General features: G+C 61.2%; 18 protein-coding genes and 2 tRNA genes. 11 read left to right on the forward strand and 9 right to left on the reverse strand.

Features of this window, described 5'->3' with window-relative positions; genetic code table 11:
* Positions 1–78: 78 nt before the first annotated feature.
* Positions 79–492, forward strand: coding sequence for an acyl-CoA thioesterase (locus AC4PS6_RS28425; RefSeq protein ID WP_003193963.1), 414 nt, complete (start codon positions 79–81; stop codon positions 490–492).
* Here AC4PS6_RS28425 and AC4PS6_RS28430 read toward each other — a convergent pair whose 3' ends face one another.
* Positions 493–2,301 carry a cation:proton antiporter gene (locus AC4PS6_RS28430; protein ID WP_014719784.1) on the reverse strand — a complete coding sequence of 603 codons (1,809 nt, stop codon included), beginning with the start codon at positions 2,299–2,301 and terminating at the stop codon, positions 493–495. It abuts the gene before it with no gap.
* Between the two features lie 107 nt (positions 2,302–2,408).
* Between AC4PS6_RS28430 and xerD the strand changes: the two genes are divergently transcribed.
* From xerD to AC4PS6_RS28460, 6 genes are all read left to right on the forward strand, one after another.
* Positions 2,409–3,305 (forward strand): site-specific tyrosine recombinase XerD, encoded by an 897-nt coding sequence (gene xerD, locus AC4PS6_RS28435; RefSeq protein ID WP_014719783.1) that lies wholly within the window; start codon positions 2,409–2,411, stop codon positions 3,303–3,305.
* 148 nt (positions 3,306–3,453) lie between these two features.
* Positions 3,454–4,185: a thioredoxin fold domain-containing protein gene (locus tag AC4PS6_RS28440; protein ID WP_005791088.1), complete on the forward strand. Its 732-nt coding sequence runs from the start codon at positions 3,454–3,456 to the stop codon at positions 4,183–4,185.
* A 128-nt stretch (positions 4,186–4,313) separates the two neighbouring features.
* Entirely contained in the window at positions 4,314–5,618 is a 1,305-nt protein-coding gene (locus tag AC4PS6_RS28445; protein ID WP_003193959.1) for a homoserine dehydrogenase, read from the forward strand.
* Between the two features lie 67 nt (positions 5,619–5,685).
* Positions 5,686–7,095 carry a threonine synthase gene (thrC, locus tag AC4PS6_RS28450; protein ID WP_014719782.1) on the forward strand — a complete coding sequence of 470 codons (1,410 nt, stop codon included), beginning with the start codon at positions 5,686–5,688 and terminating at the stop codon, positions 7,093–7,095.
* 264 nt (positions 7,096–7,359) lie between these two features.
* The gene (locus AC4PS6_RS28455; RefSeq protein WP_336827176.1) at positions 7,360–10,932 is read left to right on the forward strand and encodes a transporter substrate-binding domain-containing protein; all 3,573 of its coding nucleotides are present in this window, start codon (positions 7,360–7,362) and stop codon (positions 10,930–10,932) included.
* 276 nt (positions 10,933–11,208) lie between these two features.
* Positions 11,209–12,453: an EAL domain-containing response regulator gene (locus AC4PS6_RS28460; RefSeq protein WP_122300949.1), complete on the forward strand. Its 1,245-nt coding sequence runs from the start codon at positions 11,209–11,211 to the stop codon at positions 12,451–12,453.
* On the opposite strand, the gene AC4PS6_RS28465 is transcribed toward AC4PS6_RS28460, so the two are convergent.
* A complete protein-coding gene (locus AC4PS6_RS28465; protein WP_003193955.1) occupies positions 12,422–13,084 on the reverse strand; it encodes a response regulator in 663 nt (220 codons plus the stop codon). The genes AC4PS6_RS28460 and AC4PS6_RS28465 overlap by 32 nt on opposite strands.
* 207 nt (positions 13,085–13,291) lie before the next feature.
* On the opposite strand from AC4PS6_RS28465, the gene AC4PS6_RS28470 reads away from it, so the two are divergent.
* Positions 13,292–13,576, forward strand: a complete 285-nt coding sequence (locus tag AC4PS6_RS28470; protein WP_020301357.1) for a DUF3509 domain-containing protein — start codon at positions 13,292–13,294, stop codon at positions 13,574–13,576.
* A 172-nt stretch (positions 13,577–13,748) separates the two neighbouring features.
* Here the strand turns inward: AC4PS6_RS28470 and AC4PS6_RS28475 are convergent, their stop codons facing one another.
* Positions 13,749–14,948 (reverse strand): CaiB/BaiF CoA transferase family protein, encoded by a 1,200-nt coding sequence (locus AC4PS6_RS28475; protein WP_019817243.1) that lies wholly within the window; start codon positions 14,946–14,948, stop codon positions 13,749–13,751.
* Positions 14,949–15,085: 137 nt separating this feature from the next.
* Between AC4PS6_RS28475 and AC4PS6_RS28480 the strand changes: the two genes are divergently transcribed.
* Positions 15,086–15,628: a YaeQ family protein gene (locus tag AC4PS6_RS28480; RefSeq protein ID WP_003193952.1), complete on the forward strand. Its 543-nt coding sequence runs from the start codon at positions 15,086–15,088 to the stop codon at positions 15,626–15,628.
* A 157-nt stretch (positions 15,629–15,785) separates the two neighbouring features.
* On the forward strand, positions 15,786–17,495 hold the full coding sequence (gene recJ / locus AC4PS6_RS28485; protein ID WP_014719777.1) for a single-stranded-DNA-specific exonuclease RecJ: 1,710 nt from the start codon (positions 15,786–15,788) through the stop codon (positions 17,493–17,495).
* Between the two features lie 135 nt (positions 17,496–17,630).
* Here the strand turns inward: recJ and AC4PS6_RS28490 are convergent, their stop codons facing one another.
* The 4 genes from AC4PS6_RS28490 to AC4PS6_RS28505 all read right to left on the reverse strand — a co-directional run bounded on the left by AC4PS6_RS28490 (position 17,631) and on the right by AC4PS6_RS28505 (position 22,153).
* Positions 17,631–18,911, reverse strand: coding sequence for a virulence factor family protein (locus tag AC4PS6_RS28490; protein WP_336827174.1), 1,281 nt, complete (start codon positions 18,909–18,911; stop codon positions 17,631–17,633).
* Positions 18,911–21,553, reverse strand: a complete 2,643-nt coding sequence (gene mprF / locus AC4PS6_RS28495; protein WP_336827175.1) for a bifunctional lysylphosphatidylglycerol flippase/synthetase MprF — start codon at positions 21,551–21,553, stop codon at positions 18,911–18,913. The genes AC4PS6_RS28490 and mprF overlap by 1 nt, the downstream gene beginning before the upstream one ends.
* A gap of 280 nt (positions 21,554–21,833) precedes the next feature.
* Positions 21,834–21,910 (reverse strand) — tRNA-Met (locus tag AC4PS6_RS28500).
* A 166-nt stretch (positions 21,911–22,076) separates the two neighbouring features.
* Positions 22,077–22,153, reverse strand: a tRNA-Met gene (locus AC4PS6_RS28505).
* Positions 22,154–22,431: 278 nt separating this feature from the next.
* Between AC4PS6_RS28505 and dinB the strand changes: the two genes are divergently transcribed.
* Positions 22,432–23,490 carry a DNA polymerase IV gene (dinB, locus tag AC4PS6_RS28510; RefSeq protein WP_020301354.1) on the forward strand — a complete coding sequence of 353 codons (1,059 nt, stop codon included), beginning with the start codon at positions 22,432–22,434 and terminating at the stop codon, positions 23,488–23,490.
* Positions 23,491–23,619: 129 nt separating this feature from the next.
* Here the strand turns inward: dinB and AC4PS6_RS28515 are convergent, their stop codons facing one another.
* The gene (locus AC4PS6_RS28515; RefSeq protein WP_020301353.1) at positions 23,620–24,573 is read right to left on the reverse strand and encodes a hypothetical protein; all 954 of its coding nucleotides are present in this window, start codon (positions 24,571–24,573) and stop codon (positions 23,620–23,622) included.
* A gap of 20 nt (positions 24,574–24,593) precedes the next feature.
* Positions 24,594–26,309, reverse strand: coding sequence for a proline--tRNA ligase (locus AC4PS6_RS28520; protein WP_014719772.1), 1,716 nt, complete (start codon positions 26,307–26,309; stop codon positions 24,594–24,596).
* Positions 26,310–26,399 lie beyond the last annotated feature (90 nt).

Below are 26,399 nucleotides of genomic sequence, written 5' to 3' on the forward strand. Positions count from 1 at the left end.
AGCTTCCCGATGCAGAAAAAAGCAGCCTACGGGCTGCTTTTTTGTGCCTGAAATTTGCCTATCTGCCGGTATTGACCCATGACCACCCGCCTCGAAGAAATCCAGCGCCGCACCGACCTGTCCGTCACCCACGTGACCAAGGCCGTGTTCCCGCCCACCACCAACCATCACAACACCCTGTTCGGCGGCACTGCCCTGGCCTGGATGGACGAAGTGTCGTTCATCACCGCCACGCGTTTCTGTCGCTTACCTTTGGTGACGGTCTCCACCGACCGTATCGACTTCAACCATGCGATCCCGGCTGGCTCTATCGTTGAGCTGATCGGTCGGGTGATCAAGGTCGGCAACACCAGCCTCAAGGTCGAGGTTGAAGTGTTCGTCGAGAGCATGAGCGCTGATGGCCGTGAAAAGGCGATCCAGGGCGTATTCAGCTTTGTCGCGATTGACGCAGATAAACGCCCTGTCCCAGTACTGCCTGGCTTTGTTGACTGATTACTCGGCGGTGCTGGCCTGCGGTTGAATGACCGCCAGCAAGGTCCAGCCCGCTACGGGCTTCAAATTGCTCTCGGGCGAGACCACGTGCACCCAGCCGCTGGTGTCCCTGGCAAACAGCAAGGTGGCGCGCTCGCCGTGCAACGCCTGGTACTGCTCCCAGCCAAAGCCGTCGGTGAGGCTGGTGCTGTACAACTCGGCGCCTTGGCCCAGCAGGCTGGCCAATTTGGTGTAGCTCAAGGGTTGGCTGCCCAGCAAGTGTCCGCGGTGTTCATGACTGGCCTTGTGCTTGTCGGTGCGACGGTTTTCCTGGCTGCTGGCCAGGGCGAACAGGCGATGGCCGAAGTCATGGCGAAAACGCATGGTGGCCAAGGCATTCAGTTCGCCAGAAGGCGAGAGGGCGAGCAGGTGCCCCAGGCCGACCAGGTCCAGATGGGATTCGGCATGCTGGGAGGCCGGGTTGCCGAAGTACGTAGGCAAGCCTTCCATACGACTGGCGCGGATGTTTTCCCAGCTGGAATCCGTCAGCAACACGCGGCTGCCCAATTGCTGCAACGCCTTGCCGAGTGCTCGCGCCGGGCCGTTCGCACCCACGATCAAAAAGCCGCTAGGCGCCGGCTCAGCGACTTTGAGCAGGCGGGCCAAGGGGCGTGCCGTGGCGCTTTGCAGCACCACGGTGCCGATGATCACCGCGAAGGTCAGCGGCACCAGCAACAACGCGCCTTCGTGGCCAGCCTCATCCAGGCGGATCGCAAAGATCGCTGACACCGCCGCCGCCACAATGCCCCGTGGGGCGATCCAGGCCAGCAGTGCGCGCTCGCGCCAGTTCAACCCCGAGCCAAAGGTCGAAAGCGCCACGTTCAACGGGCGTGCAATGAATTGGATGATCAACAGCAGGATCAACACGAACGGCCCCAGGGCGATCATGGCGTTCAGGTCCAGGCGTGCCGCCAGCAGGATAAACAGCCCGGAAATCAGCAACACGCTGAGGTTTTCCTTGAAGTGCAGGATGTGCCGTACATCCACGCCTTTCATGTTCGCCATCCACATGCCCATCAGCGTGACCGCCAGCAGGCCGGACTCATGCATCACCTGGTTGGAAGCGATGAAGATACCCAGCACGCCCGCCAGTGTCGCCAGGTTATGCAGGTATTCCGGCAACCACTGGCGGCGCATGATCTGCCCCAGTACCCAGCCACCGGCGATGCCGAACAGGCTGCCGCAGAGGATGACGCCGCCGAAGGTCAGCAGGCTGTGGCTCAAACCATCGCCCGACGCACTGGCGATGATAAAGCTATACACCACTACCGCCAGCAGTGCGCCAATCGGGTCGATGACGATGCCTTCCCAGCGCAGGATATTGGCGATGGACGCTTTGGGGCGCACCACACGCAACATGGGCACGATCACGGTTGGGCCGGTGACCAGTGTCAGGGTGCCGAACAGCAGTGCCAGCATCCAGTCGAAACCCAGTAGCCAGTGGGTGGCCAGGGTGATCACCGCCCAGGTCGAGAGTGCGCCGACGGTGACCAGCCGGTGGACGACGCTGCCGATTTCCTTCCATTCCGACAGGTGCAGGGTCAGGCTGCCCTCAAACAGGATCAGCGCCACTGCCAACGACACCAATGGCATCAACAGAGGGCCGAACATTTCCTGCGGGTCGAGCCATCCGAGTATCGGCCCTGCCAGAATCCCGCTCAGCAGAAGAAACAGAATCGCCGGCAGTTTCAGGCGCCAGGCCAGCCACTGGCAGCCGAGTGCGGCCACGCCAATACCGCCAAAAGCCAACAAAATCTGTTGTTCGTTCATTAAAGCTTCCTGTTCCTTGAATTAGCGGGCTATGAAAGACTAATGGCTCTTGCCACAGTTCACTAAATAATTCGCGTATTGCCTTGTGCTGCGTTGCTTGAGTGCCCATGCCTGCCATTGACCATCCCCTGATCGACCGCTTCCTCGACGCCCTCTGGTTGGAAAAAGGCCTGTCGGACAACACACGCCAGGCCTACCGCAGTGACCTGGCGCTGTTTAACGGCTGGCTGCAGGAGAAAAAACTTGAGCTGAAAAATGCCGGGCGCGAGCTGATCCTCGATCACCTGGCCTGGCGCCTGGAGCAGAACTACAAACCGCGCTCCACTGCGCGATTCCTCTCCGGCGTGCGTGGCTTTTATCGCTACCTGCTGCGGGAAAAACTCATTGCCGTCGACCCGACCCTACAAATCGACATGCCGCAACTCGGCAGGCCGTTGCCAAAATCCTTGTCGGAAGCCGACGTCGATGCCCTGCTCGCGGCCCCAGACCTGAGCGAGGCCATCGGCCAGCGCGACCGCGCGATGCTTGAGGTGCTGTATGCCTGCGGCCTGCGCGTCACCGAACTGATCAGCCTGACGCTGGAGCAGGTCAACCTGCGCCAGGGCGTGTTGCGCGTGATGGGCAAGGGCAGCAAGGAGCGGCTGGTGCCCATGGGCGAGGAGGCGATTGTGTGGGTCGAGCGCTACATGCGCGATGCGCGCCACGAACTGCTGGGTGGGCGCCCCAGCGACGTGCTGTTCCCCAGCCAGCGCGGCGAGCAGATGACCCGCCAGACCTTCTGGCACCGCATCAAGCACCAGGCCAAAGTGGCCGGGATCGGCAAGGCGCTGTCACCCCACACCTTGCGCCATGCCTTCGCCACCCACTTGCTCAACCACGGCGCGGATTTGCGCGTGGTACAGATGCTGCTCGGCCACAGCGACTTATCCACAACCCAGATCTACACCCATGTGGCACGCGCACGTTTGCAGGACATGCACGCCAAGCACCACCCGCGCGGATAAAACCGTCAGAAATGGCCCATTTTAGCTGTCGCGGTCTGCCCTCCCGCCCAACTGTGGTAGGCTTTGCCGGTTCGCAAAGGGGACGGCACCCGTTGTGTTCCAGATCAGTATTCTGCTCCCGTCCCTGCCTCTGCCTTCAGGAGTTCCCATGCGCTTGACCCAGATTATTGCCGCCGCAGCCATTGCGTTGGTTTCCACCTTTGCGGTCGCCGATGATGCGGCCGAGCAAACCATTCGCAAGAGCCTGGCCAACCTGGCGCTCGACACCCCGATCGAAAGCATCAGCGCCAGCCCCATGGCCGGCCTGTATGAAGTCAAGCTCAAGGGCAGCCGTGTGCTGTACGCCAGTGCCGATGGCCAGTACATCGTCCAGGGCTACCTGTTCCAGCTCAAGGACGGCAAGCCGGTCAACCTGACCGAGAAGGCCGAGCGCCTGGGTGTGTCCAAGCTGATCAACGGTATCCCGGTGGCTGAAACCGTGGTGTACCCGGCCATCGGCGAGACCAAGACCCACATCACCGTGTTCACCGACACCACCTGCCCGTACTGCCACAAGCTGCACGCTGAAATCCCGGCACTGAACAAGCTGGGCGTGGAAGTGCGCTACGTCGCGTTCCCGCGCCAGGGCCTGGGTTCGCCGGGTGACGAGCAGTTGCAAGCCGTATGGTGTTCGGCCGACAAAAAGGCGGCCATGGACAAGATGGTCGACGGCAAGGAAATCAAATCGGCCAAATGCGCCAACCCGGTTTCCAAGCAGTTCGCCCTGGGCCAGTCCATTGGTGTGAACGGTACACCGGCCATCGTTTTGGCCGACGGCCAGGTGATTCCGGGCTACCAGCCGGCGCCGCAAGTTGCCAAACTGGCACTGGGTGCCAAGTAAGCATTTATCGTTGAGCCTTTGACGATCATGGCCCGCCGAACCGTCGGCGAGTCATTAATTGAGAGCCGCAGTTGTGCGGCTGTTTTCACGGCCGACCTAGCGTCGGCCGTTTCATGGGGAGTTCTTCAGTGAAACCGGTCAAAGTAGGCATCTGTGGGTTAGGGACCGTCGGTGGCGGTACCTTCAACGTACTTCAGCGTAACGCTGAAGAAATTTCCCGCCGCGCAGGTCGCGGGATTGAAGTGGCGCAGATTGCCACGCGTTCGCCAAAGCCTCAGTTCGAAACGACCGGTATTGCGATTACCAACGATGTGTTCGCCGTGGCCACCAACCCTGAGATCGATATCGTCATCGAACTGGTTGGCGGCTACACCGTGGCCCGCGAGCTGGTGCTCAAGGCCATCGAAAACGGCAAGCACGTGGTCACCGCCAACAAGGCGCTGATCGCCGTGCACGGCAACGAAATCTTCGCCAAGGCCCGCGAGAAAGGCGTGATCGTGGCGTTCGAAGCCGCGGTGGCCGGTGGTATCCCGGTGATCAAGGCGATCCGTGAAGGCCTGTCCGCCAACCGCATCAACTGGGTGGCCGGCATCATCAACGGCACCGGTAACTTCATCCTCACCGAAATGCGCGAGAAGGGCCGTACCTTCGAAGACGTGCTGGCCGAAGCCCAGGCCCTGGGTTACGCCGAAGCCGACCCGACCTTCGACGTGGAAGGCATCGACGCGGCCCACAAGCTGACCATCCTGGCGTCCATCGCTTTTGGTATCCCGCTGCAATTCGACAAGGCCTACACCGAAGGCATCACCAAGCTGACCACCGCCGACGTGAACTACGCCGAAGCCCTGGGCTACCGCATCAAGCACCTGGGCGTAGCGCGCAGCACCCCGGCCGGTATCGAATTGCGGGTGCACCCGACGCTGATCCCGGCCGACCGCCTGATCGCCAACGTCAATGGCGTGATGAACGCGGTGATGGTCAACGGTGACGCCGCCGGTTCCACCCTGTTCTACGGCGCCGGTGCCGGCATGGAGCCGACCGCTTCGTCAGTGATCGCCGACCTGGTGGACGTGGTTCGCGCCATGACCAGCGACCCGGAAAACCGTGTGCCGCACCTGGCCTTCCAGCCGGACTCGCTGTCGGCCCACCCGATCCTGCCGATCGAAGCCTGCGAAAGTGCCTACTACCTGCGCATCCAGGCCCAGGACCATCCAGGCGTGCTGGCCCAGGTGGCCAGCATCCTGTCGGAGCGCGGTATCAACATCGAGTCGATCATGCAGAAGGAAGTCGAGGAACAAAACGGCCAGGTGCCGATGATCCTGCTGACCCACCGCGTGCTCGAACAGCACATCAACGATGCCATCCATGCCCTCGAAGCCCTGCAAGGCGTGGTCGGCCCGGTGGTGCGCATTCGCGTCGAGCACTTGAACTAACCGATTTGTTCCAGGGGCCCCGTCCATTCGGCGGCCCCTGTTCGAGAATGTTTTAGAGGAGCCAGTCATGCGTTACATCAGCACCCGCGGCCAGGCACCGGCCCTGAATTTCGAAGACGTTCTGCTGGCAGGCCTTGCCACCGACGGCGGCCTGTATGTGCCGGAAAACCTGCCACGCTTCACCCAGGAAGAAATCGCCTCCTGGGCCGGCCTGCCGTATCACGAGCTGGCTTTCCGAGTGATGCGCCCGTTCGTCACCGGCAGCATTCCGGATGCGGATTTTAAAAAGATCCTGGAAGAGACGTACGGCGTGTTTGCCCATAGCGCCATCGCACCTCTGCGCCAGTTGAACGGCAACGAGTGGGTACTGGAGCTGTTCCACGGCCCGACCCTGGCGTTCAAGGACTTCGCCCTGCAACTGCTCGGTCGCCTGCTCGACTACGTGCTGGAAAAGCGCGGCGAGCGCGTGGTGATCATCGGCGCCACCTCCGGCGACACCGGCTCGGCGGCCATCGAAGGGTGCAAGCACTGCGAAAACGTCGATATCTTCATCCTGCACCCGCACAAGCGCGTGTCGGAGGTGCAACGTCGGCAGATGACCACCATCTTCGGTGAGAACATTCACAACATCGCCATCGAAGGCAACTTCGACGACTGCCAGGAAATGGTCAAGAACAGCTTCGCTGACCAGAGCTTCCTCAAGGGCACGCGTCTGGTGGCGGTGAACTCGATCAACTGGGCGCGGATCATGGCCCAGATCGTCTACTACTTCCATGCATCGCTGCAGTTGGGCGGCCCGGCGCGTTCGGTGTCGTTCTCGGTGCCGACCGGCAACTTCGGCGACATCTTCGCCGGTTACCTGGCACGCAACATGGGCCTGCCGATCAACCAGTTGATCGTCGCCACCAACCGCAACGACATCCTGCATCGCTTCATGAGCGGCAACCAGTATGTGAAGGAAACCCTGCACGCCACGCTGTCGCCGTCCATGGACATCATGGTCTCGTCGAACTTCGAACGCTTGCTGTTCGACATGCACGGTCGCAACGGCGCAGCCCTGGCCGAGTTGATGAACAGCTTCAAGCAAGGTGGCGGTTTCAGCGTCGAGCAAGAGCGCTGGACCGAAACCCGCAAGCTGTTCGATTCCCTGGCCGTGGACGATGCGCAGACCTGCGAAACCATCGCGCAGGTCTATGCCGAAACCGGCGAAGTGCTCGACCCGCACACGGCTATCGGCGTGAAAGCCGCCCGCGAATGCCGCCGCAGCCTGGATATTCCAATGGTGATCCTCGGTACCGCGCACCCGGTCAAGTTCCCGGAAGCGGTCGAGAAAGCCGGCATTGGCAAGGCCCTGGAGTTGCCGGAGCATTTGACCGACCTGTTCGAGCGCGAAGAGCGCTGCACCGTATTGGCCAATGACCTGAAGACAGTGCAGGCGTTTGTCAGCCAGCATGGCAATCGGGGCAAACCGCTCTAATCAAGAATGGGGTAGCGGGTTTGTGTGGGAGCTGGCTTGCCTGCGATGCAGGCGCCTCGGTACGACTGAATACCCAGGCGTCTGCATCGCGGGCAAGCCCGGCTCCCACATTCAGCTAACTCACCCGCTGACCCTGAGGCGGATATCAGGCTGCTACAGGTATGCATTCAGCTTTTTGCAGTCGGCCAAGCCCGTCCTCGTGACGGGCTTTTTCATTCTGGCGAGCCATACTTGCCCAGTCGCCCAATCAAGGAAACCCAACCGGTGCAGGTGTTGATCCAATGGACGTTGAAGCTGGTGTGCCTGTTGTGGCTCATCCAGGTGCCCATGAGCCTGGCCGCCGTCAGCCTGCCGTTCAAACTGGTCCCGGCGTTTATCCCGCTTGAACCTATGCCGCTGGCGCCAACGGAGCAGCAGTGGTTGGCGGCGCATCGGACACTCAAAGTGGGTATCTCGATAGATGACTACCAGCCGATCGATATCACCCGCGACCGCAATCGCTACCAGGGCATCAGCGCCGATTATTTGAGCCTGGTTGGCGCGCGGCTGGGTGTGCCCATGCAAGTGCTGGGCTTCTCCGAGCGCGCCCAGGCGGTCGAAGCGCTGCGCAACGGCACCATCGACATTCTCACCAGTGCCAATGGTTACGAGCGTGACGTACCTGGCCTGCAATTCACCCCGGACTACATGCCCGACCGCTCGGTGGTGGTGCTGCGTCGCGACGATACCCAAGGCGACGATCTGGCCGGCAAGAAGCTGGTGTTGCTCGACGGCTACGCCAACGTGCAGAAGGTGCACGCGGCGTATCCCGACAGCCACATCATGCTCGCCCCCAACCTCTACAGCGGCCTCGAAGCCTTGAAGCAAGGTGACGTCGATGCGTTTATCGGCAACGAAGTGATTGTGCGCGCCTATAAATCGCTGCGGCCTTACCTGGGGTTGCAGATCAAGGAGCAGAGCCGGCTGGCGCCCATCGGTTTTGCCTTCGCCACCCGCCAGGCAGATCCGTTGTTGGGGGCCATGATGAATCGCGCGCTGGCAAGCCTCGACGAGTCGGTGCAGCGCGAAATTCTTGCGCGCTGGACCACCGGGCTCGGCGTCGGTATCAGTGGTGAGCGCGTTGCGTTGTCGGCGTCGGAACAGGCCTGGGTGCGTGAGCATCCCCATGTCGTGGTGGTGGCCCAGCAGATGTCGCCTTACATTTTCAGGGACAAGGACGGCCAGTGGGTTGGCCTGAATGTCGACCTGTTGAATCGCATCTCGCGCATGACCGGTTTGCAGTTCGTCTATGAAGAGGTGGGTTCTACTGCGCAAACCCTGGAATGGCTGGAAACCGGCCGGGCACAGATGAACACGACCCTGGCTGTGAATCAGGAGCGCAGTGCGTTGCTCAACTTCAGTCATGGTTTTGGCGGGTCCGGCTGGGTGTTTATCGAACGTGCCGATGCCTCGCCCCTGACGGGCTTGAAGCAGTTGGACGGCAAGGTGCTGGCGCTGCCGGCACGTCATGTATTGGAAAATGATATTCGCCATGCGCATCCGAACATCACCTTGCGCCTGGTAGACAATTACAACCAGGCCCGTGAGCTGGTACGACGGGGCGAGGCGGCCGCTACCATTCAAACTGAAGTGGAAGTGCAGAGTTACCCGGAAGATGGTCTGCGTATCGGACGCAGTGTCGATGGCAAGTGGTCGTCCAACTGCCTGTCGGTGCGCAAGGACCAACCTGAGCTGCTGAGCATTCTGAACAAGGCCCTGGAGGCGTTGCCGGTGGCTGAGCTGAGTGCGTTGCGCCTGCGTTGGATCGGTGCCGTGGCGATTCCGCTGCCGGCCTGGCAACGCGTACCGCCATGGGCCTATTGGACGGTGGCCACGGCGCTGCTGTTTGTGTTGGTGTCGCTGGTGTGGAACAGCCGGCTCAAGCGCCAGATTCGCCAACGGCTGGAGGCCGAGCAACGGCTCAACGACCAGTTGGCGTTCAAGCGCGCACTGCTCGACGGCATGCCCAACCCGCTGTTCGTCCGCGACCTGGACGGGCGCCTGGTGACCTGCAATAAAAGTTATGAACAGCAATTGGCGACCCGGCTGGAGCTGATCCAGGGCCTGACGCTGATGGAGAGCAAGGTCGTGCCCGACGCCACAGCGGCGCGGCTGCACGAAGGCCACATGGAGCAATTGGCCACGCAGCAGCCGTTGTTTGTCGACCGGCAATTGGAACTCAACGGCGGCAGTTATCACGTCTACCAGTGGACCGTGCCTTTTTTTGACGCCCAGGGCCGCCTGCAGGGGTTGTTGGGCGGTTGGATCGATATCAACGAACGCAAAGACCTGGAGCGCCAGTTGATGGACGCACGCCAGGCCGCCGACGAAGCGAACTACGCCAAAAGTGCATTTCTCTCGGCCTTGAGCCACGAGATTCGCACTCCCATGACTGCCATCATTGGCTTGCTCGAACTGGAGCAAGAGCGTTGCCTGGCAAGCGGCCAGCCGGTTTCCGAGGCGCTGCAGGTGGCCCATCGTTCGGCGCGCGAGCTGATTGCGCTGATGGGCGACAGCCTGGACTTGGCCAAGATCGAGGCCGGCCACCTGCAACTGGCGCCACAGACCACCGAGTTGAAGCGTTTTTTCGAGGGCATTCAGAGCCTGTTCGAAGCCACAGCGCAAAAGAAGGGCCTGCACCTGACCCTGGCGTTTGATCCGGCTGCTCAGGGTTATTACTGGTTCGACCCGCTGCGGTTACGCCAGGTGATGCACAACCTGTTGGGCAATGCGCTCAAATTTACCGAGCGGGGCGGGGTTCACCTCAGCGTGACCTGCCAACGGGATGAGACCGATACCGAATACCTGCACCTGTGCGTCAAGGACAGCGGCCCAGGCATCAGCGCCGAGCAACAGCCGCGGGTGTTCAAGCCGTTTACCCAAGTGAGCGCCCTGACCGCTGCGCAACACGGTGGCACCGGGCTGGGCCTGAGTATCTGCAAGCAACTGGTGGAATTGATGGGCGGCAGCATTCACCTCGACAGCGTGGTGGGCGAGGGGACGGTGGTGTGCATTGACCTGCGCCTGGACCGGGTCAGCACCGATGATGTGCCGGCAACGCCCACCGCGACGTTGTCACCGACGGGGCGCAGCCTGTCGATACTGGTGGTGGATGATTTGGCGGCCAACCGCCTGGTGCTGGCGCAGCAGTTGCAGTTCCTCGGTCATCAAGTGGTCGCCCTGGAGTCGGCCGAGGCCGCGTTGCAACGCTGGCGTGAGCAGCGTTTTGACGTGTTGGTCACCGATTGCCAGATGCCCGGCATGTCCGGTTATGCCTTGAGTGCGACGATACGGCGCCTCGAAGCCGAGGAGCAACGGCCTCGTAGCGCGCTGGTGGGTTGCACCGCGAACGCCATGAAAGATGAACAACGCCGCTGCGAGGACGCCGGTATGGATGAACTGCTGGTCAAGCCGGTGACCTTGGAACACTGGACCCAAGTGCTGGCACGCCTGGCACCCCAGCGTTCGTTCGATATCCAGGCCCTGCGCACCATGACCCAGGCCGATGGCCCGGTGCTGCAAAGCATGTTGCAGGAACTGGCCAAGAGCCTGGACCACGAACACGAGGTGTTGGCGGGTGCCCTGGCCGAGCGCGACGTGGCACGCTTGAATGCATCGCTGCACCGGCTCAAGGGCATTTGCTCGCTGGTGGACGCACTGCCACTGGCCAAGGCCTGTGTCGCCCTTGAGCAATGCGCCCGTGAACAGCGCGGCGCCGAGCTTGAAGAACCCTGGTTGCGCTTGTCCGAGGTGCTCAAGGCGTTTCGTCGCGACCTGCAACCTCATCTGGATGCGTAACCCAGCCCGTATGCCGATCAGCCAAGCGAACGCAATGCTCAAGGCAACGACGATCAAATGTGGGAGCTGGCTTGCCGGCGATAGCGGTAGTGCAGTAACAGATGTAGCGACTGACACACCGCCTTCGCAGGCAAGCCAGCTCCCACAGGAGGTCTGCGCTTGACCGACAAGGCTTGCCCCTCCCACATTTAAAGAAGCTTTTAGGACACGTCCTATGGGACACGGCGCAGCGTATGGCTACTGTGCAGGTCTTTCTCTGTACCGACACCCTTACCCATGCGATCCCTGAACGTCCTGATCCTCGAAGACAACCCGTTTCAACTGATGGCCCTGCACCAGATGCTCAATGCCAACGGTGTGTTCAATGTGCGGGCCGCGGAAACGGTCGAAATTGCCCGCCAGTCCCTGGACAGCAAAGGCCCGGTGGATATCGCCATCTGCGACCTGTACCTGGAGCAGGGCGATGGCCTGGCGTTGATCCGTGAGTTGGCCGAACGCCGCCTGGCCCAGGTGTTGATCTTGCTCAGCAACGCCGAGCCCGACGTGCTGGAAGGCGTGGCGAACATGGCTCGCCAATTGGGGCTCAAGGTCTTGGCGTGCTTGCCCAAGCCGGCCTCGGCCAAGCTGATCGGGCAAGTATTGAGCGATTGTCAGGAGCACTTGCGTCCAGGGCCAGCGGTGCTGTCCTGGGAGCGCGTCCGTCAACTGCTGAGCTTGAGCGAGCAGGAACAACTGCCGCCCTCGGCGGATGTCAGCCAGGCGACTATCGCAGCCTGTGGCAGGGTCTGGTACCAGCCCATCGTCAGTCAGGCCGGTGTGTTGCAAGGGGTGGAGGCGCTGGCGCGTTGGCAGTTGCAGGACGGTGAGCTATTGCTGCCTGACGAGTTCCTGCCAGTGCTGGAGTTTGCCGGCATGGAAGAGGCGTTTACCTGGCATGTGCTGGAGCAGGCGCTTGGCCTGGCGAACCAGGTGATGGGCGAAAGCGGCCGAGTGCTGCCGGTAGCTGTGAACATTCCCGGGCGTATGCTGGAGCGCGAGCACTTCCCCCAGGTGCTGCAAGGTTTGCTGCAACTTCATGGTGTGCCCGCCCATAGCCTGACCCTGGAGTTGGTGGAAACCTCGACGCTGAAAACCGACAGCGCCCATGTCACTGGGTTGCTGCGCTTGCGCATGTTGGGTTGCCAGTTGTCCATCGGCGACTTCGGCATGGGCGGCACCAGCCTGCAGCATTTGCTGGAACTGCCTTTTACCGAGCTGAAAATTCCCCCGGCGTTTGCCTGTGGGATGGCCAATGATGATCGCAAGGCCGCTGTGGTGGCGGGCGCCATGAGCATGGCGGCGCGCCTGGATGTCGCCGTGGTGGTCACCGGCGTGGAAACCGCCGCCGATTATCACGCCGTGGGCGAACTGGGCGCGGCGTGGCTGCAAGGTTGCTTTATCGCCCGGCCGATGGAGGCCGAGACGCTCAAGCAATGGATGGCGTTCCAGGCTAGGCCAGCCCGTGTTCCTGCACGTAAATAAACAGGGCGGCATCGTTGACCAGCCCCAGCTTGCGCATGGCGCTGACTTTTTGCGCGCTGACGGTCTGCTTGCTGCGGTGCAGGTGCGCGGCGATCTCGCCCACCGTCATGCCACTGGCCAACAGGCGAATCACCTCCAGTTCCCGGGGTGACAGGTGCTCCTGGGAGTGCAGGCGATCAGCGCCGACTTCCCCGGCCAGGCTCAGCGCCTGGCGGATGGTCTGGGCCACATAGGTACGTTGCTGGCGAACCTGGCGGATCGCCTGGGGCAGCTCATCGGCCAGGCTGGCCTTGCTCAGCAAGCCCATCACGCCCAACGCCAGGATGGAATGAAACAACCCGGCATTGTTGAGCATGGTCACCACCACAATGGGCAGGTGCGGATAGTGCCGGCGCAGTTGCTCGATCAAGCGCAACCCGTCGGCTTGGGGCTCGACGGGCATCATGAAGTCGGTCACCACCACATCGCAGGCACAGTGTTGCAACAACGCACTGAGGGCCTGGGGGGAATTGGCCTCGCCGACGATGCTGATGTGCGTGTCACGCTCGAGCACGGCGCGCAGGCCAATCAGGAAAATCGGGTGATCGTCGGCAATCACGATACGCAAGGGCGGTTCAGACGCAGCTCTCAAGGCAGGCTCCCGGGACAATCCAGGGATTCTAGCCTGTGCGCCGTTGTTTTTTCTCTGTCATCTTTTCCGTGCATGCTCGTTTTCCTCAAGCAGTGGATTACACAAAAGGTAGAACTTTCTGCTTTGAGCACGGGTCACTTGAATGTCAGCCTCTTCGTGACATTTTTGTTTTTCGAACCTTTTTCGAATGATTGAGTGGTGATCGAGATGGAAAGTATCAACCTATTGCTCAGCCAAGCACTGAGCCCTTATCAGGTTACGCTGACCTCTGCCGGTATGCGCGACGACTGCCTGGTAACCGTGAAGAACCCCGGTGGCGCCATCGTGGTTGAACGTGAAGTCGATCGTGCGCAATTGAGCGACAAGCGCGCGCTGGTGGATGTGGTGGATTGCCTGCTCCGCGACCTGAAAATCGCCGAAGGGCGCCTGGAACCTTCAGTCATCGCTGCCTTGCGCAACGCCTCCCAAACCCGTGGCGGCGCACTGGCATGAAACATTAACTTTCTTCGGAACCTTCCTACAAGGTGGTCAGTCAGAGTTTGTAACAGCAAGAGCAGGCATTGTGCTCCGGTGTTTGTCGCTTGCTGTGCGGGTCTTTTTGTAGACCACGTTTAACCCCGAGTTGTCTCCCCACTGCTCGGGGTTTCTTTTTGCCTGGGATTTGTCAGATCGCGCCATCCTCGCGCAGGCGAGTGATAGCCGCCGCGTCGTAGCCCAAGGCATTGAGCACCAGGCTGTTGTGTTCACCCAGTTGCGGGCCGACCCATTCGCAGCTGCCCGGTGTGTCCGAGAGCTTGGGCACGATGCCGGGCATCTTGAAGTCCTTGCCGCCCGGCAACTGCGCCTTGAGGAACATTTCCCGGGCCAGGAATTGCGGGTCGCCCAGCATGTCTTCGGCGCTGTAGATGCGGCTGGCGGGCACCTCGGCTTTGTTCAGATGCTCAATCACCTGGTCGAGAGACAGCGAATTGACCCAGCGATCAATCACGCCGTACAGCTCATCGCGGCGAGCGTCACGCCCGTCATTGCTGGCCAGTGCAGGGTCGTCCGCCAAGTCGTCACGGCCGATCACCCGCATGAAGCGCTTGAAGATTGCATCGCCATTGGCGCCGATCTGCACATGCTTGCCGTCTGCGGTGGTGTGGATCGAGGACGGGGTGATACCGGGCATGATGTTGCCGGTGCGCTCACGGATAAACCCGAACACATCGAACTCGGGGATCATGCTTTCCATCATGGCGAAGATGGCTTCATACAGCGCCACATCCACCACCTGGCCCAAGCCGCCGTTGACTTCGCGGTGACGCAGCGCCATCAGCGCGCCGATCACTGCCCACAACGCGGCAATCGAGTCGCCGATGGAAATCCCGGTGCGCACCGGCGGGCGGTCCTCGAAGCCGGTGATATAGCGCAAGCCGCCCATGGACTCGCCCACCGCGCCAAACCCCGGCTGGTCCTTCATCGGTCCCGTCTGGCCGAAGCCCGAGAGGCGTACCATCACCAGCTTGGGGTTGAGGGCGTGCAGGGTTTCCCAGCTCAGGCCGAGTTTTTCCAGCACGCCTGGGCGGAAGTTTTCAATCAGGATGTCGGCGTCGGCCAACAGTTGCTTGAGGATCGCCAGGCCTTCAGGGTGCTTGAGGTTGAGGGTCAGCGACTGCTTGTTGCGCGCCTGTACGAACCACCACAGCGAAGTGCCTTCATACAGCTTGCGCCATTTGCGCAGCGGGTCGCCGCCGTCCGGGGATTCGACCTTGATCACCTCGGCGCCGAATTCAGCGCAAATGCGTGAGGCAAACGGGCCGGCGATCAAAGTGCCCAGTTCAATGACTTTCAGGCCGGCAAGTGGTTTGGCAGTGAGCGACATGGGGATCCTTACGAGCGCGGGACGATGATGTCCTGCTTTTTAACATAGGCGAGCCGCCCGGATGCAGCGCAGTATTCGTTCAATGCCCTCGCCATCGGTTAGACTGGCCGCCTTTCCTTGTCTTTAGAAGCCCGTTCATGGCCCAGCCGTCCACGACCTACAAATTCGAACTCAACCTCACCGACCTCGACCGCTCGGTGTACGAGAGCGTCAAACAGACCATCGCCCGCCACCCTTCGGAAACCGAAGAGCGCATGACCGTGCGCCTGCTGGCCTACGCCCTCTGGTACAACGAGCAGTTGGCGTTCGGGCGTGGCCTGTCGGATGTAGACGAACCGGCCCTGTGGGAAAAAAGCCTGGATGATCGGGTTTTGCACTGGATCGAAGTCGGCCAGCCAGATGCCGACCGCCTGACCTGGTGTTCGCGCCGCACCGAACGCACCAGCCTGCTGGCCTATGGCAGCCTGCGCGTGTGGGAAGGCAAGGTGGTGCCGGTGGCCAACAACCTGAAAAACGTGCACATCGCTGCCGTGCCCCAGGAAGTCTTGGAGACCCTGGCCAAGGACATGCCGCGGGTGATCAAGTGGGACGTGATGATCAGCGAAGGCACGATCTTTGTGACCGATGACCGTGGCCAGCATGAAGTGCAACTGCAATGGCTGGTCGGCGAGCGCGGTTGAAAAGGTGGGAGCTGGCTTGCCTGCGAGGGCATCCACTCGGTGTGTCTGATGTACCGAGTCGTATGCATCGCAGGCAAGCCAGCTCCCACACTTGATCTCTGCTGCGTTCACTCTCTGTGTTTAACCGATGTATTAGAAGAGAAGCTCCCGTCACCCCATGCGTATCGATCCCCGCCCATTGCCCGCCGTCCTGCCTTTTCTCGGTGAACTGCCGCCGCTGTTGACCCGCCTTTACGCCGCACGCGGGGTGCAGTCGGAGGCCGAGCTGGACAAGAGCCTGGCGCGGTTGATTCCCTATCAGCAGCTCAAGGGCATCGATGCGGCGGTGGACTTGCTGGTGACGGCCCTGGAGCAACGCCAGCGCATCCTGATCGTCGGTGACTTCGACGCCGATGGCGCCACGGCGAGTACCGTGGGCACCCTGGGCCTGCGTTTGCTTGGCGCGGCCCATGTCGATTACCTGGTGCCCAACCGCTTCGAATACGGCTACGGCCTGACCCCGGAAATCGTCGCGGTGGCGCTGGAGCGCGAGCCGCAGTTGCTGATCACCGTGGACAACGGTATCTCCAGCGTCGAAGGCGTGGCGGCGGCGAAAGCGGCGGGGTTGCAGGTGCTGGTGACCGACCACCACTTGCCCGGCGATGAACTGCCGGCCGCTGACGCCATCGTCAATCCTAACCAGCCGGGCTGCACATTTCCCAGCAAGGCCCTGGCCGGCGTCGGCGTGATCTTCTATGTATTGATGGCCCTGCGTGCACGGTTGCGCAGCCTGGGTTGGTATGACAACAAGCCCCAGCCGAACATCGGTGAACTGCTTGATCTGGTGGCCCTGGGCAGCGTCGCTGACGTGGTGCCGCTGGACGCCAACAACCGCATCCTCGTGCATCAGGGGCTGGAGCGTATTCGGGCCGGTCGGGCGCGGCCGGGGATCAAGGCGATCCTGGAAGTGGCCAAGCGTGATCATGCGCGTATCACCTCCACCGACCTGGGTTTCATCCTCGGCCCGCGTCTGAACGCGGCCGGACGCCTGGATGACATGAGCCTGGGCATTGAATGCTTGCTTACCACGGACTTCGCCGCCGCACGGGAAATGGCCGCGCAACTGGACGGCATGAACCAGGACCGTAAATCCATCGAGCAAGGCATGCAACGCGAGGCCCTGGCCCAGCTCAAGGACCTGCCGGTGGAGTCGATGCCGTACGGTCTGTGCCTGTTTGACCCGGAGTGGCACCAAGGGGTGATCGGGATCCTCGCGTCACGCATGAAGGAGCGTTATTTCCGCCCGACCATCGCCTTCGCCGATGCCGGTGATGGCCTGCTCAAGGGCTCTGGACGCTCGGTGCAAGGCTTTCATATCCGCGATGCGCTGGCGGTCGTCGCCAGCCAGCACCCCAACCTGATCACCAAGTACGGCGGCCACGCCATGGCGGCGGGGCTGACCTTGCCCGAGGCCAACTTCCCGTTGTTTGCGCAAGCCTTCGATGCCGAAGTGCGTCGGCAATTGCGCGAAGAAGACCTCACCGGCCGCCTGCTTTCAGACGGCACCCTGGCGGTGGAAGAATTTCACCTGGAACTGGCCCGCGCCCTGCGCCATGCCGGCCCGTGGGGGCAGCACTTTCCCGAGCCGTTGTTTCACGGGGTATTCCAATTGGTGGAGCAGCGGGTGGTGGGCGAGCGGCATTTGAAAGTGGTGCTCAAGAGCGAGTGCGGGTCGGTGAAGCTCGATGGCATCGCCTTTGGTGTGGACCGCGAAGTGTGGCCAAACCCGACGGTGCGTTGGGTGGAATTGGCCTACAAGCTGGATGTGAATGAATTTCGTGGCAATGAGACGGTGCAACTGATGATTGCGCACATCGAACCGCGCTAGTTTTCATCAACACCACGTACCACTGTGGGAGCGGGCTTGCCCGCGATGACGGAGTGTCAGTCAACGCTACTGTGACTGAGCCAGCGCTATCGCGGGCAAGCCCGCTCCCACATTGGGTCTTAGGTTAAGCTGGAGTTATTCGGCTTTGGCCTGATGCTTGACGATAATATCCACCAAGCGCTTGGCCAGCGCCGGGTAGTTCTCATCGAAGTGATGCCCGCCCGGCAGTTTCATGGCTTCGCCCACGGCGGTCTTGTCGGTGCAGCCACTCTCGTCGACTTCTTCGGCGCCGTAGATGCACACGACTTTCTCAGGCGGCAGCTTGGCCATTTCCGGGCCGGTGGCGGCTTCTTTGCCGGCGTTGCCCAGCCAGCCTTCCACTTCGATTTCAAAGCTGCCGGTACGGGCGAAGGCCAGCAGGATGATCGCGTCTACCCGTTGCTGTTCGTTCTCTGGCATACGGTTGTAGATGGCCGGCAATACGTCGGCGCCGAACGAGTAACCGGTCAGCACGAAGCGCTTGGTGCCCCACTTTTGCCGGTAGTGTTGCATCAGCTCGGTGAGGTCCTTGGCGCTTTGCTCCGGCGTCTTGTGCTGCCAGTAGTAGCGCAGGGTGTCGATGCCCACCACCGGGTAGCCGATCTTCGCCATCTCGCCCGCCACGTCGCGGTCCAGGTCGCGCCAGCCGCCGTCACCGGAGAGGAATAGGGTCACGGTGTCCTTGGCTTGGCCAGCAGGCACTTCCACCACCGGAATCGCCAGGCCGCCGTTGTCCGAACCGACCAGTTGCTTGCGCAGTTCGTTATTCAGCACCTGTGGGTAATGAATGTCGTAGTCGCTGATGCTGGTAGTAGCGCGCGGTGTGTCACGTACGAAACTGGCGCTTTCATCGTCGGGGTTATCGTTCCACGCCACCAGCCAGCTGCCATGGGCGGCGGTTTTCGGCAGCGGGTCGTTGCAGCCTTCCTGTTTCAGGGCGAAGCCCACGGAGATGGCGTTGGCCTTGTCGTCGTTCTGGGTGGCCAGCCAGCGCCAGGCGAGTGCGGCGCCAGGGCCGATGCCGCTGACCAGGGTTGCCGGGCCTTTGAGCTGGGCCAGGGCGCCTTGCAGGGCTTTTTCCTGCAGTGCGCAGTCATCCTTGGGCAGCACCACCTGAACCAGTTGCGCAGCACCGCCCTGGCTCAGGGCAATCAGTTGGCTGTCGGTCAGGGTTTCGTCGGCCATCACCGCCACGGCCACGCGGGCTTTTGCGTTGCTGGCCGGGGTTACGCGGGTCATTACCGAACCGTCGGTCTGGGGCAAGTGCTCCAGGGTCGGTTGCGGGGCGGGGCGGTTCCAGTACCAGAAGCCACCCGCCGCGATCAGCGCAAGCAGCACCACTAAAGCCAATACATACCGCCAGGAGCGTCGAATCATCAGCGTTTCACCAATCCAGTCAAGCCGCCCGCGATCAGGGCGGCGGTATCGGCCAATGCCACCAGCGGATCCAGTCCTGCGGGCACGGCCATGTAACGGGGTTCCCAGTCGGGCTGGAACTTGTCTTTGAAGCGGCGCAAACCTTGAAAGTTATACAGTTGCTCGCCACGGCGGAACACCATCGAGCCCAGGCGCTGGGTCAGCGGTGCGCCACGGCGCGGTTGCAAGCCCGACAACGGCACCATGCCGAGGCTGAAGCGCGCGTAGTCGTGGCTCTTATAGTGTTGAATCAGGCCCACCATCATGAACTCCATGGTCAACTTGGGCGCGTCCGGGTGGGCACGCATCAGGTCGAGGCTGGCCAGGTCATGGTTGTAGGTTTCGAGCAGGTTGGCGAAGGCCACCGGGCGCCCTTCGAAGCGAATGATCGCGATACGAAAGTGCTTGAGGTAGTCATCGCTGAAACGGCCCAGGGAGAAGCCTTTTTCCCGCACATTCTTACCTGTAAGCCAGGCGTCGGAGATGACTTTTAATTCATCCATCGGCGCCTTGCCCGGTTCGCAGATTTCCAGGGACAGGCCGTCCCGGGTGCCACGGTTCCAGGTGTAGCGCAAATCCTTCATTTCTTTGCCCTTGGCTTCCAGGTCAAAGCGTTTCAGGTCGACGCGGGCTTCTTCACCCAGTTTGATCGCGGTGAGGCCGATGTCCATGTAATACGGCAGGTTCTCGGCGCGTACCTGATAGAACACCGGACGGGCGTGGTGGATGTCGCACAGGTCGCGGAACTGCCAGATCATCTCGGCGCGCGGTTGGGTCGGGCCGATCGGGTCGTACAAGGCCACCAGGCTACGCCCGCGACGGGCATACATCAGGAAGGCTTCATCGTTAGGGTGAAACAGCAGCGCCTTGTCGCCGGTGAGCGCCAGGCCGCCGTCGGGTTGGGACGAGGCCATCAGAATCTTGCTGGCGCGCTCCAGCTCTTCCGGGGTCGGCAGGTGGATGACCGGGCGTGCCGTGCGCAGCAGCCAGGTCAGCGACACGATCACCAGCAACACGGCGGCGCCGAGCAGCGAACGCAAACCACGTGGGGCGTTGGCGTCGAGGGTGAACTGCCACCAGAGTTGGTGGCTGTAGGGCACGTCCTGGTAGGCAAACAGCAACAGCCAGATCGAAGCGCCGAGCACACAGACACTGGCCACCAGGTACAGCGGCGAAAACGGCAACTCGGTCAGGCGACTGGCGCGGTAGAACGAGCGCCGGAAGATGGCCAGCAGCACTGCGGTCATGGTCATCAGGCTGGCTTCTTCCCAGTCGAAGCCTTTAAGCAGCGAAAGCAGGGCGCCAACCAGCAGCAACACCATGGTCAGCATCCAGGCGGCCGACAACCGCCGGCGCAGGCCCTGGGCGAGCAACAGGCACAACACACCGATCAGGCTGGCACCGAAGTGCGACGCGTCAATCAGACGATGGGGAATCAGGAAGCCGATGTTTTCCAGGCGTGAGTCGATCTCTGGCGTGGCGCCGGAAAACAGCAGGACCACGCCGGACAAAAAAACCAGGACGGCCAATACTGGCGCTGCCAGCCCCGACGCTACCCGCAGACTTTGCTGGGTCTGGAACAGGCGCTGGGCCTCGTTGACCAGCAGGAATACACAGGCGATCAGCAGCGGCAGCACCACGTAGATCATGCGGTACAGCAGCAAGGCAGCAGCCAGGGGCGCGGCACCAAGTTTGTCGGCAAAGGCCGCCAGCAGGATCGCTTCGAATACCCCCACCCCGCCCGGAACATGGCTGAGCACACCGGCGGCCAGGGCCAGCAGGTACACCAACAGGAACGGGCCGAAGGGCGGAGCTTCCGGCAACAGCAGATACAGCACGGTGGCGGCTGCGGCGACGTCCAGTGCGGTGATGATCAGTTGCAGGAAAGTCAGGCGTCGGCCAGGCAGGCGCAGGGTACGGCGCCCGGCCTTGACCAGCAGGTTGTCGGGGTAGGGCTGTTCCGGCAGGCGGCGGCGATAGATGCCGATGCACAGCAGGGCCGACAACAGCAGCACGGCGCCGGCAATGCCGCCGAGCAGGCTTTGCGATAAATGCAGGTAAGTGGAGGCGGCCGGCAAGTTGCTCAACGTGGCCAGCGCGGCCAGCGGTGGCAGGGCACAGCCCAGGGCCAGGCTGGCGAATACGGTCATGTGCGCCACTTCCGAGGCGCCGATGCCATGGCGTGCATATAAACGGTAACGCACCGAACCCCCCGAGAGCATCGACAAGCCAATGGCGTTGCCGATAGCAAAGGCGGTGAAACCACCCAGGGCCAGGGTCTTGGCGGGCAATTGCACGCCGGCATAACGCGCGCCGGAGAACTCATAGCCGAGCAGGACTACAAAACCGGCGACCGCCGCCGCAAAGGCCCCCAATAGGGCCGGCTTGGGCACTTCCAGGATCGAATCGTGCAGGGCGTAGAGGTCCAGCTCCAGCAGCAGGTGCCGGCAGGCGATCAGGGCGATTGCAAACAGCAGAAGCGTCACGGCCAGGCCGATGGGCTGGCGGTATTTGCTCAACAGGTCCAGCCACCGCAAACGGGTGGGAGTGATCGGTTGTTCTGCTGTAACGGTGTCTTGTGGTTCAGACGAGTTGGCGCGCATCAATCACCTCGTGGATTGTGCGCGACAGGATGGAGGTATCCAGCCAAGTTACCAATCCCTATGGACAAAATAATTACAAATATTAACGCGGATCACCGGGCGCGGCGACTGCGGCCATTGGTCGTAGAGGGGTAGCGCTTGAGCATTGAGCATAGCGTGCAATGAGATGGACTCTGCAAACCGTCTACGGTTTCATGAAAGATGCCATGTCATTGTTTCAGAAGAACTTTTTCGTCAGATACAAAAAAGGCCACTCTTTCGAGTAGCCTTTTTTGATGTTTGGTTGCGGGAGCCGGATTTGAACCGACGACCTTCGGGTTATGAGCCCGACGAGCTACCAGACTGCTCCATCCCGCGTCTGTGGGCGGCATTCTACAGCCCAGCGGCGGGGTGTCAACCGTTAATGAGCTGATCGCTGAAATAAGCGCTAATTATTCTGAAATCAAGGTGTTGGCTGCATTGTGCAGGCAAAAACAAGCGCGCACAAAAAAGGCCACTCTTTCGAGTAGCCTTTTTTGATGTTTGGTTGCGGGAGCCGGATTTGAACCGACGACCTTCGGGTTATGAGCCCGACGAGCTACCAGACTGCTCCATCCCGCGTCTGTGTGTCGGCATTCTACAGAGGAACGCGAGTGTGTCAACCTGTGAATCAAACAAAAGCGCTTGTGGTTCAATCGGTTAGCTCTCCAAAGAGGGGGCGTGAAGTGCTCTGGGCCAGTCAGGCCAAGGCTTTCAGCTCTATCGGAAGCCCGAATTCGATTGAAAAAATAAATTCATCAAGGAAACTTCCTACCACTTGGAAGGAAGAATCAAACTACTGGTGCTATATACAGGTGTGAATGCGATACTGGCCACCCGTTGGTTCACACCCCGTTTATATGACGCAGCGCAAAATCATCCACGTTGACTGTGATTGCTTCTACGCCGCCATCGAGATGCGTGACGACCCGAGCCTGGCGCAAAAGCCCTTGGCGGTGGGCGGTTCGGCGGACCGGCGGGGGGTGATCGCTACCTGCAACTACGAGGCGCGAGCGTATGGGGTGCGTTCGGCGATGTCGTCACGTCATGCCTTGAAGCTCTGCCCGGACTTGACCATTGTTAAGCCGCGCATGGATGCCTATAAAGAAGCGTCGAAAGAAATCCAACTGATCTTCCGCGACTACACCGACTTGATCGAGCCGTTGTCGCTGGATGAGGCTTACCTTGATGTGTCTGACAGCCCGCATTTTGGCGGCAGCGCCACGCGTATTGCCCAGGACATTCGGCGCCGGGTCTCCAACCAGTTGCATATCACTGTGTCTGCCGGCGTGGCGCCCAACAAGTTTTTGGCCAAGATCGCCAGCGACTGGAAAAAGCCCAACGGCCTGTTTGTGATCACGCCGGATCAGGTTGAAGACTTTGTCTCGCAGTTGCGTGTCAGCAAGCTGCATGGCGTGGGCAAGGTCACCGCTGACAAGCTGGCGCGCCTGGGCATCGAAGACTGCCTGCAATTGCGCGACTGGAACAAACTGGCGCTGGTGCGCGAATTCGGCAGTTTTGGCGAGCGCCTCTGGAGCCTGGCCCGTGGGATTGATGATCGTGTGGTGCAAAACGACAGCCGGCGGCAATCCATCAGTGTAGAAAATACCTTCGACGTGGACTTGCCCGATCTTTCAAGTTGCCTGGCGAAGCTGCCGGAACTGATGGAGACCCTGGCCGGGCGCATGGCACGTATCGACAGCAGCTACCGGGCGGGCAAGCCGTTCGTCAAAGTGAAGTTTCATGACTTTACCCAGACGACGCTGGAGCAGGCCGGGGCAGGGCGGGATCTGGAGAGTTATCAGCAGTTGATGACCCAGGCGTTCAATCGCGGGGGCAAGCCGGTGCGGTTGCTGGGGATAGGCGTACGGTTGCTGGACCTGAGCGGCGGCAACGAACAGCTCGAGTTTTCCTGGTAAAAACCCGAAACAAATGTGGGAGCTGGCTTGCTTGCGATAGCCGTGTGTCAGTCAAGAATGCTTTAACTGATACACCGCTATCGCAGGCAAGCCAGCTCCCACAGTTTGATCTTCACAGGTATTGCACGATCAGCGTGCGCCAGGATCGGCGACTAACCGCCCCCCATCCTTGGTCAACGCCTGCACAAACTCCTGCTGCAACTCCGGATCATTGCGCGTCAGTTCAATCAGGCTTTGTTCCAGCTCGCTGGCTTCTTCTTCCAGGCCCAGCTCCGACAAGCGTTTGACCCGGTGTACCCACTGGTTCACTTCGTCATCTTCCAGGTCGTCATAGATCAGGGCATGGGCTTCGAGCAGCTTGCTGCGCAGCGTGTTGCTGACCGCCAGGGTCGAGTCGGTATGCACGTCGTCCTGGCCATCCGCCACAGTGATTTTCAGCGTGGTGACGCGGTTCAGGTTCTGCTCGGCAAAGGGGCTGTCCAACAGGTTAAGGCGCAGGATGCCGTTACGGTCGGTGGTCAGCTCGTGGGTCTGCTTGCCGGCGGTGACTTGCACCGGGCGCTCGCTCCAGGGCAGGCTCGAATACTCCAGGCGCTTGTCACGCTGGACTTCATCGATGGCCGCCAGGTTCTGTTGCGCACGGCCGTGGGATTGCACGTTCATGAACGGGTTGATGCCGTCCACGCCATAGCTCAACCAGTCATGGGTCACACTCGTGGGCAGGTTGCCGAGGGCGAAGATATTCACCACGTTAGCACCCACGCCCGCCACCAGCGCCACGGCACCCAGGGGCATCTCATAGAGTTTGCGCCAGGGCTGGTAGGGTGTGTAGCGGTCGTAACGACGGGTGACTTCGAATTCGGTGACCTCGAAGGTCTTCTGCTCATGAATGCGAACCCGGCGTTGCGGTAGCTCCAGCACTTTAGGCTCGCCTACATCGATCTGCAGGCTGTGGTCGAGCAACTTACGCTCGACCCGCTCCTCGTGTTCACTGCGTTGCGACATCTGATTGGCGCAGCCGCTGACCAGCAGGGCGCCGCACAAGGCGGCGCCCCCCAGGGCTCTGGTGTTTCGCTTGAACATGACTTCTCTTGATCTGGTTTTCAGCGACGAATACGCGCCTGGAGGAAAGACAGCACCTCAGCCACCGGCAACGGTTGGGCTTCGGCTTCGGTCCGGCTCTTGTATTCCAGATTGCCATCCGCCAGGCCGCGGTCACTGACCACGATCCGGTGCGGGATGCCAATCAGTTCCATGTCGGCGAACTTGATGCCCGGGCTGGTTTTCTTGTCCCGATCATCGAGCAGCACTTCAAAACCGGCGGCGGTGAGTTGCGCGTACAGTTTGTCGGTGGCTTCGCGTACTTGCTCGGTTTCATAGCGCAATGGCACCAGGGCCACCTGGAACGGCGCCAGCGCGTCACTCCAGATGATGCCTTTCTCGTCGTTGTTCTGCTCGATGGCAGCGGCAACCACGCGGGATACGCCAATGCCGTAGCAGCCCATGTCCAGGGTGATCGGCTTGCCGTTCTCACCCAGTACTTCGCACTTCATCGCCTTGCTGTACTTGTTGCCCAGCTGGAAGATGTGCCCGACTTCGATGCCGCGCTTGATCTCCAGGGTGCCCTTGCCATCCGGGCTCGGGTCGCCGGCCACGACGTTGCGCAGGTCGGCCACGGTCGGAACCGGCAGGTCACGCTCCCAGTTCACGCCGAAGTAGTGCTTGTCGTCGATGTTGGCGCCGATACCGAAGTCGCTCATCAGCTCAACGGAACGGTCGATGATGATCGGCAGTGGCAGGTTCAGCGGGCCGAGGGAACCGGCACCGGCGCCAATGGCGTCGCGCAGTTCGGCATCGGTGGCCATGACCAGCGGGCTGGCTACGCCAGGCTGGTTAGCGGCCTTGATTTCGTTGAGCTCGTGGTCACCACGGATCACCAGGGCGATCAGCTTGCCTTCTTCTTCGGCGCGCACGATCAGGGTCTTGATGGTCTTTTCAATCGGCAGATTGAATTTCTCCACCAGGGCCGCGATGGTCTTGGTGTCTGGCGTATCGACCAGGCGCAGCTCCTCGGTGGGAGCAGGGCGCGAGGTTTCACGTGGTATGGCTTCGGCCTTCTCGATGTTCGCCGCGTAGTCGGAACCGTTGCTGAACACGATATCGTCTTCACCAGACTCGGCCAGCACGTGGAATTCGTGGGAGCCGGCACCGCCGATGGAGCCGTTGTCCGCTTCAACCGGGCGGAACTTCAGGCCCAGGCGCGTGAACACGTTGCAGTAGGCCTGGTGCATGCGGTCGTAGGTCGCTTGCAGGGAAGCCTGGTCGGCGTGGAACGAATAGGCGTCCTTCATGATGAATTCGCGGCCACGCATCAAGCCGAAGCGTGGGCGGATCTCATCACGGAACTTGGTCTGGATCTGATACAGGTTGAGCGGCAACTGCTTATAGCTGCTCAACTCGTTGCGCATCAGGTCGGTGATGACTTCTTCGTGCGTCGGGCCGGCGCAGAAATCGCGGCCATGACGGTCTTTGAAGCGCAGCAACTCAGGGCCGTACTCTTCCCAGCGCCCGGATTCCTGCCACAACTCAGCCGGTTGGGTGCTCGGCATCAACACTTCCAGAGAGCCGGCAGCGTTCATTTCTTCACGAACGATGGCTTCGACCTTGCGCATCACCTTCAAGCCCATGGGCAACCAGGTGTACAGGCCCGAGGCCAGTTTGCGGATCATACCGGCGCGCAGCATCAACTGATGGCTGATTACAACCGCGTCGGAAGGCGTTTCTTTCTGTGTGGCGAGCAAATATTGACTGGTACGCATGGTAGGCCGTTGTCGGTTGCTTGGACTTGAAATGACTTGGGATTGTACGGGCGCTTGTCGCCGGAGTACAGGCGTGAGGTGGCGGGGCGT

Source organism: Pseudomonas sp. DW-iso17 (genome assembly GCF_058725345.1).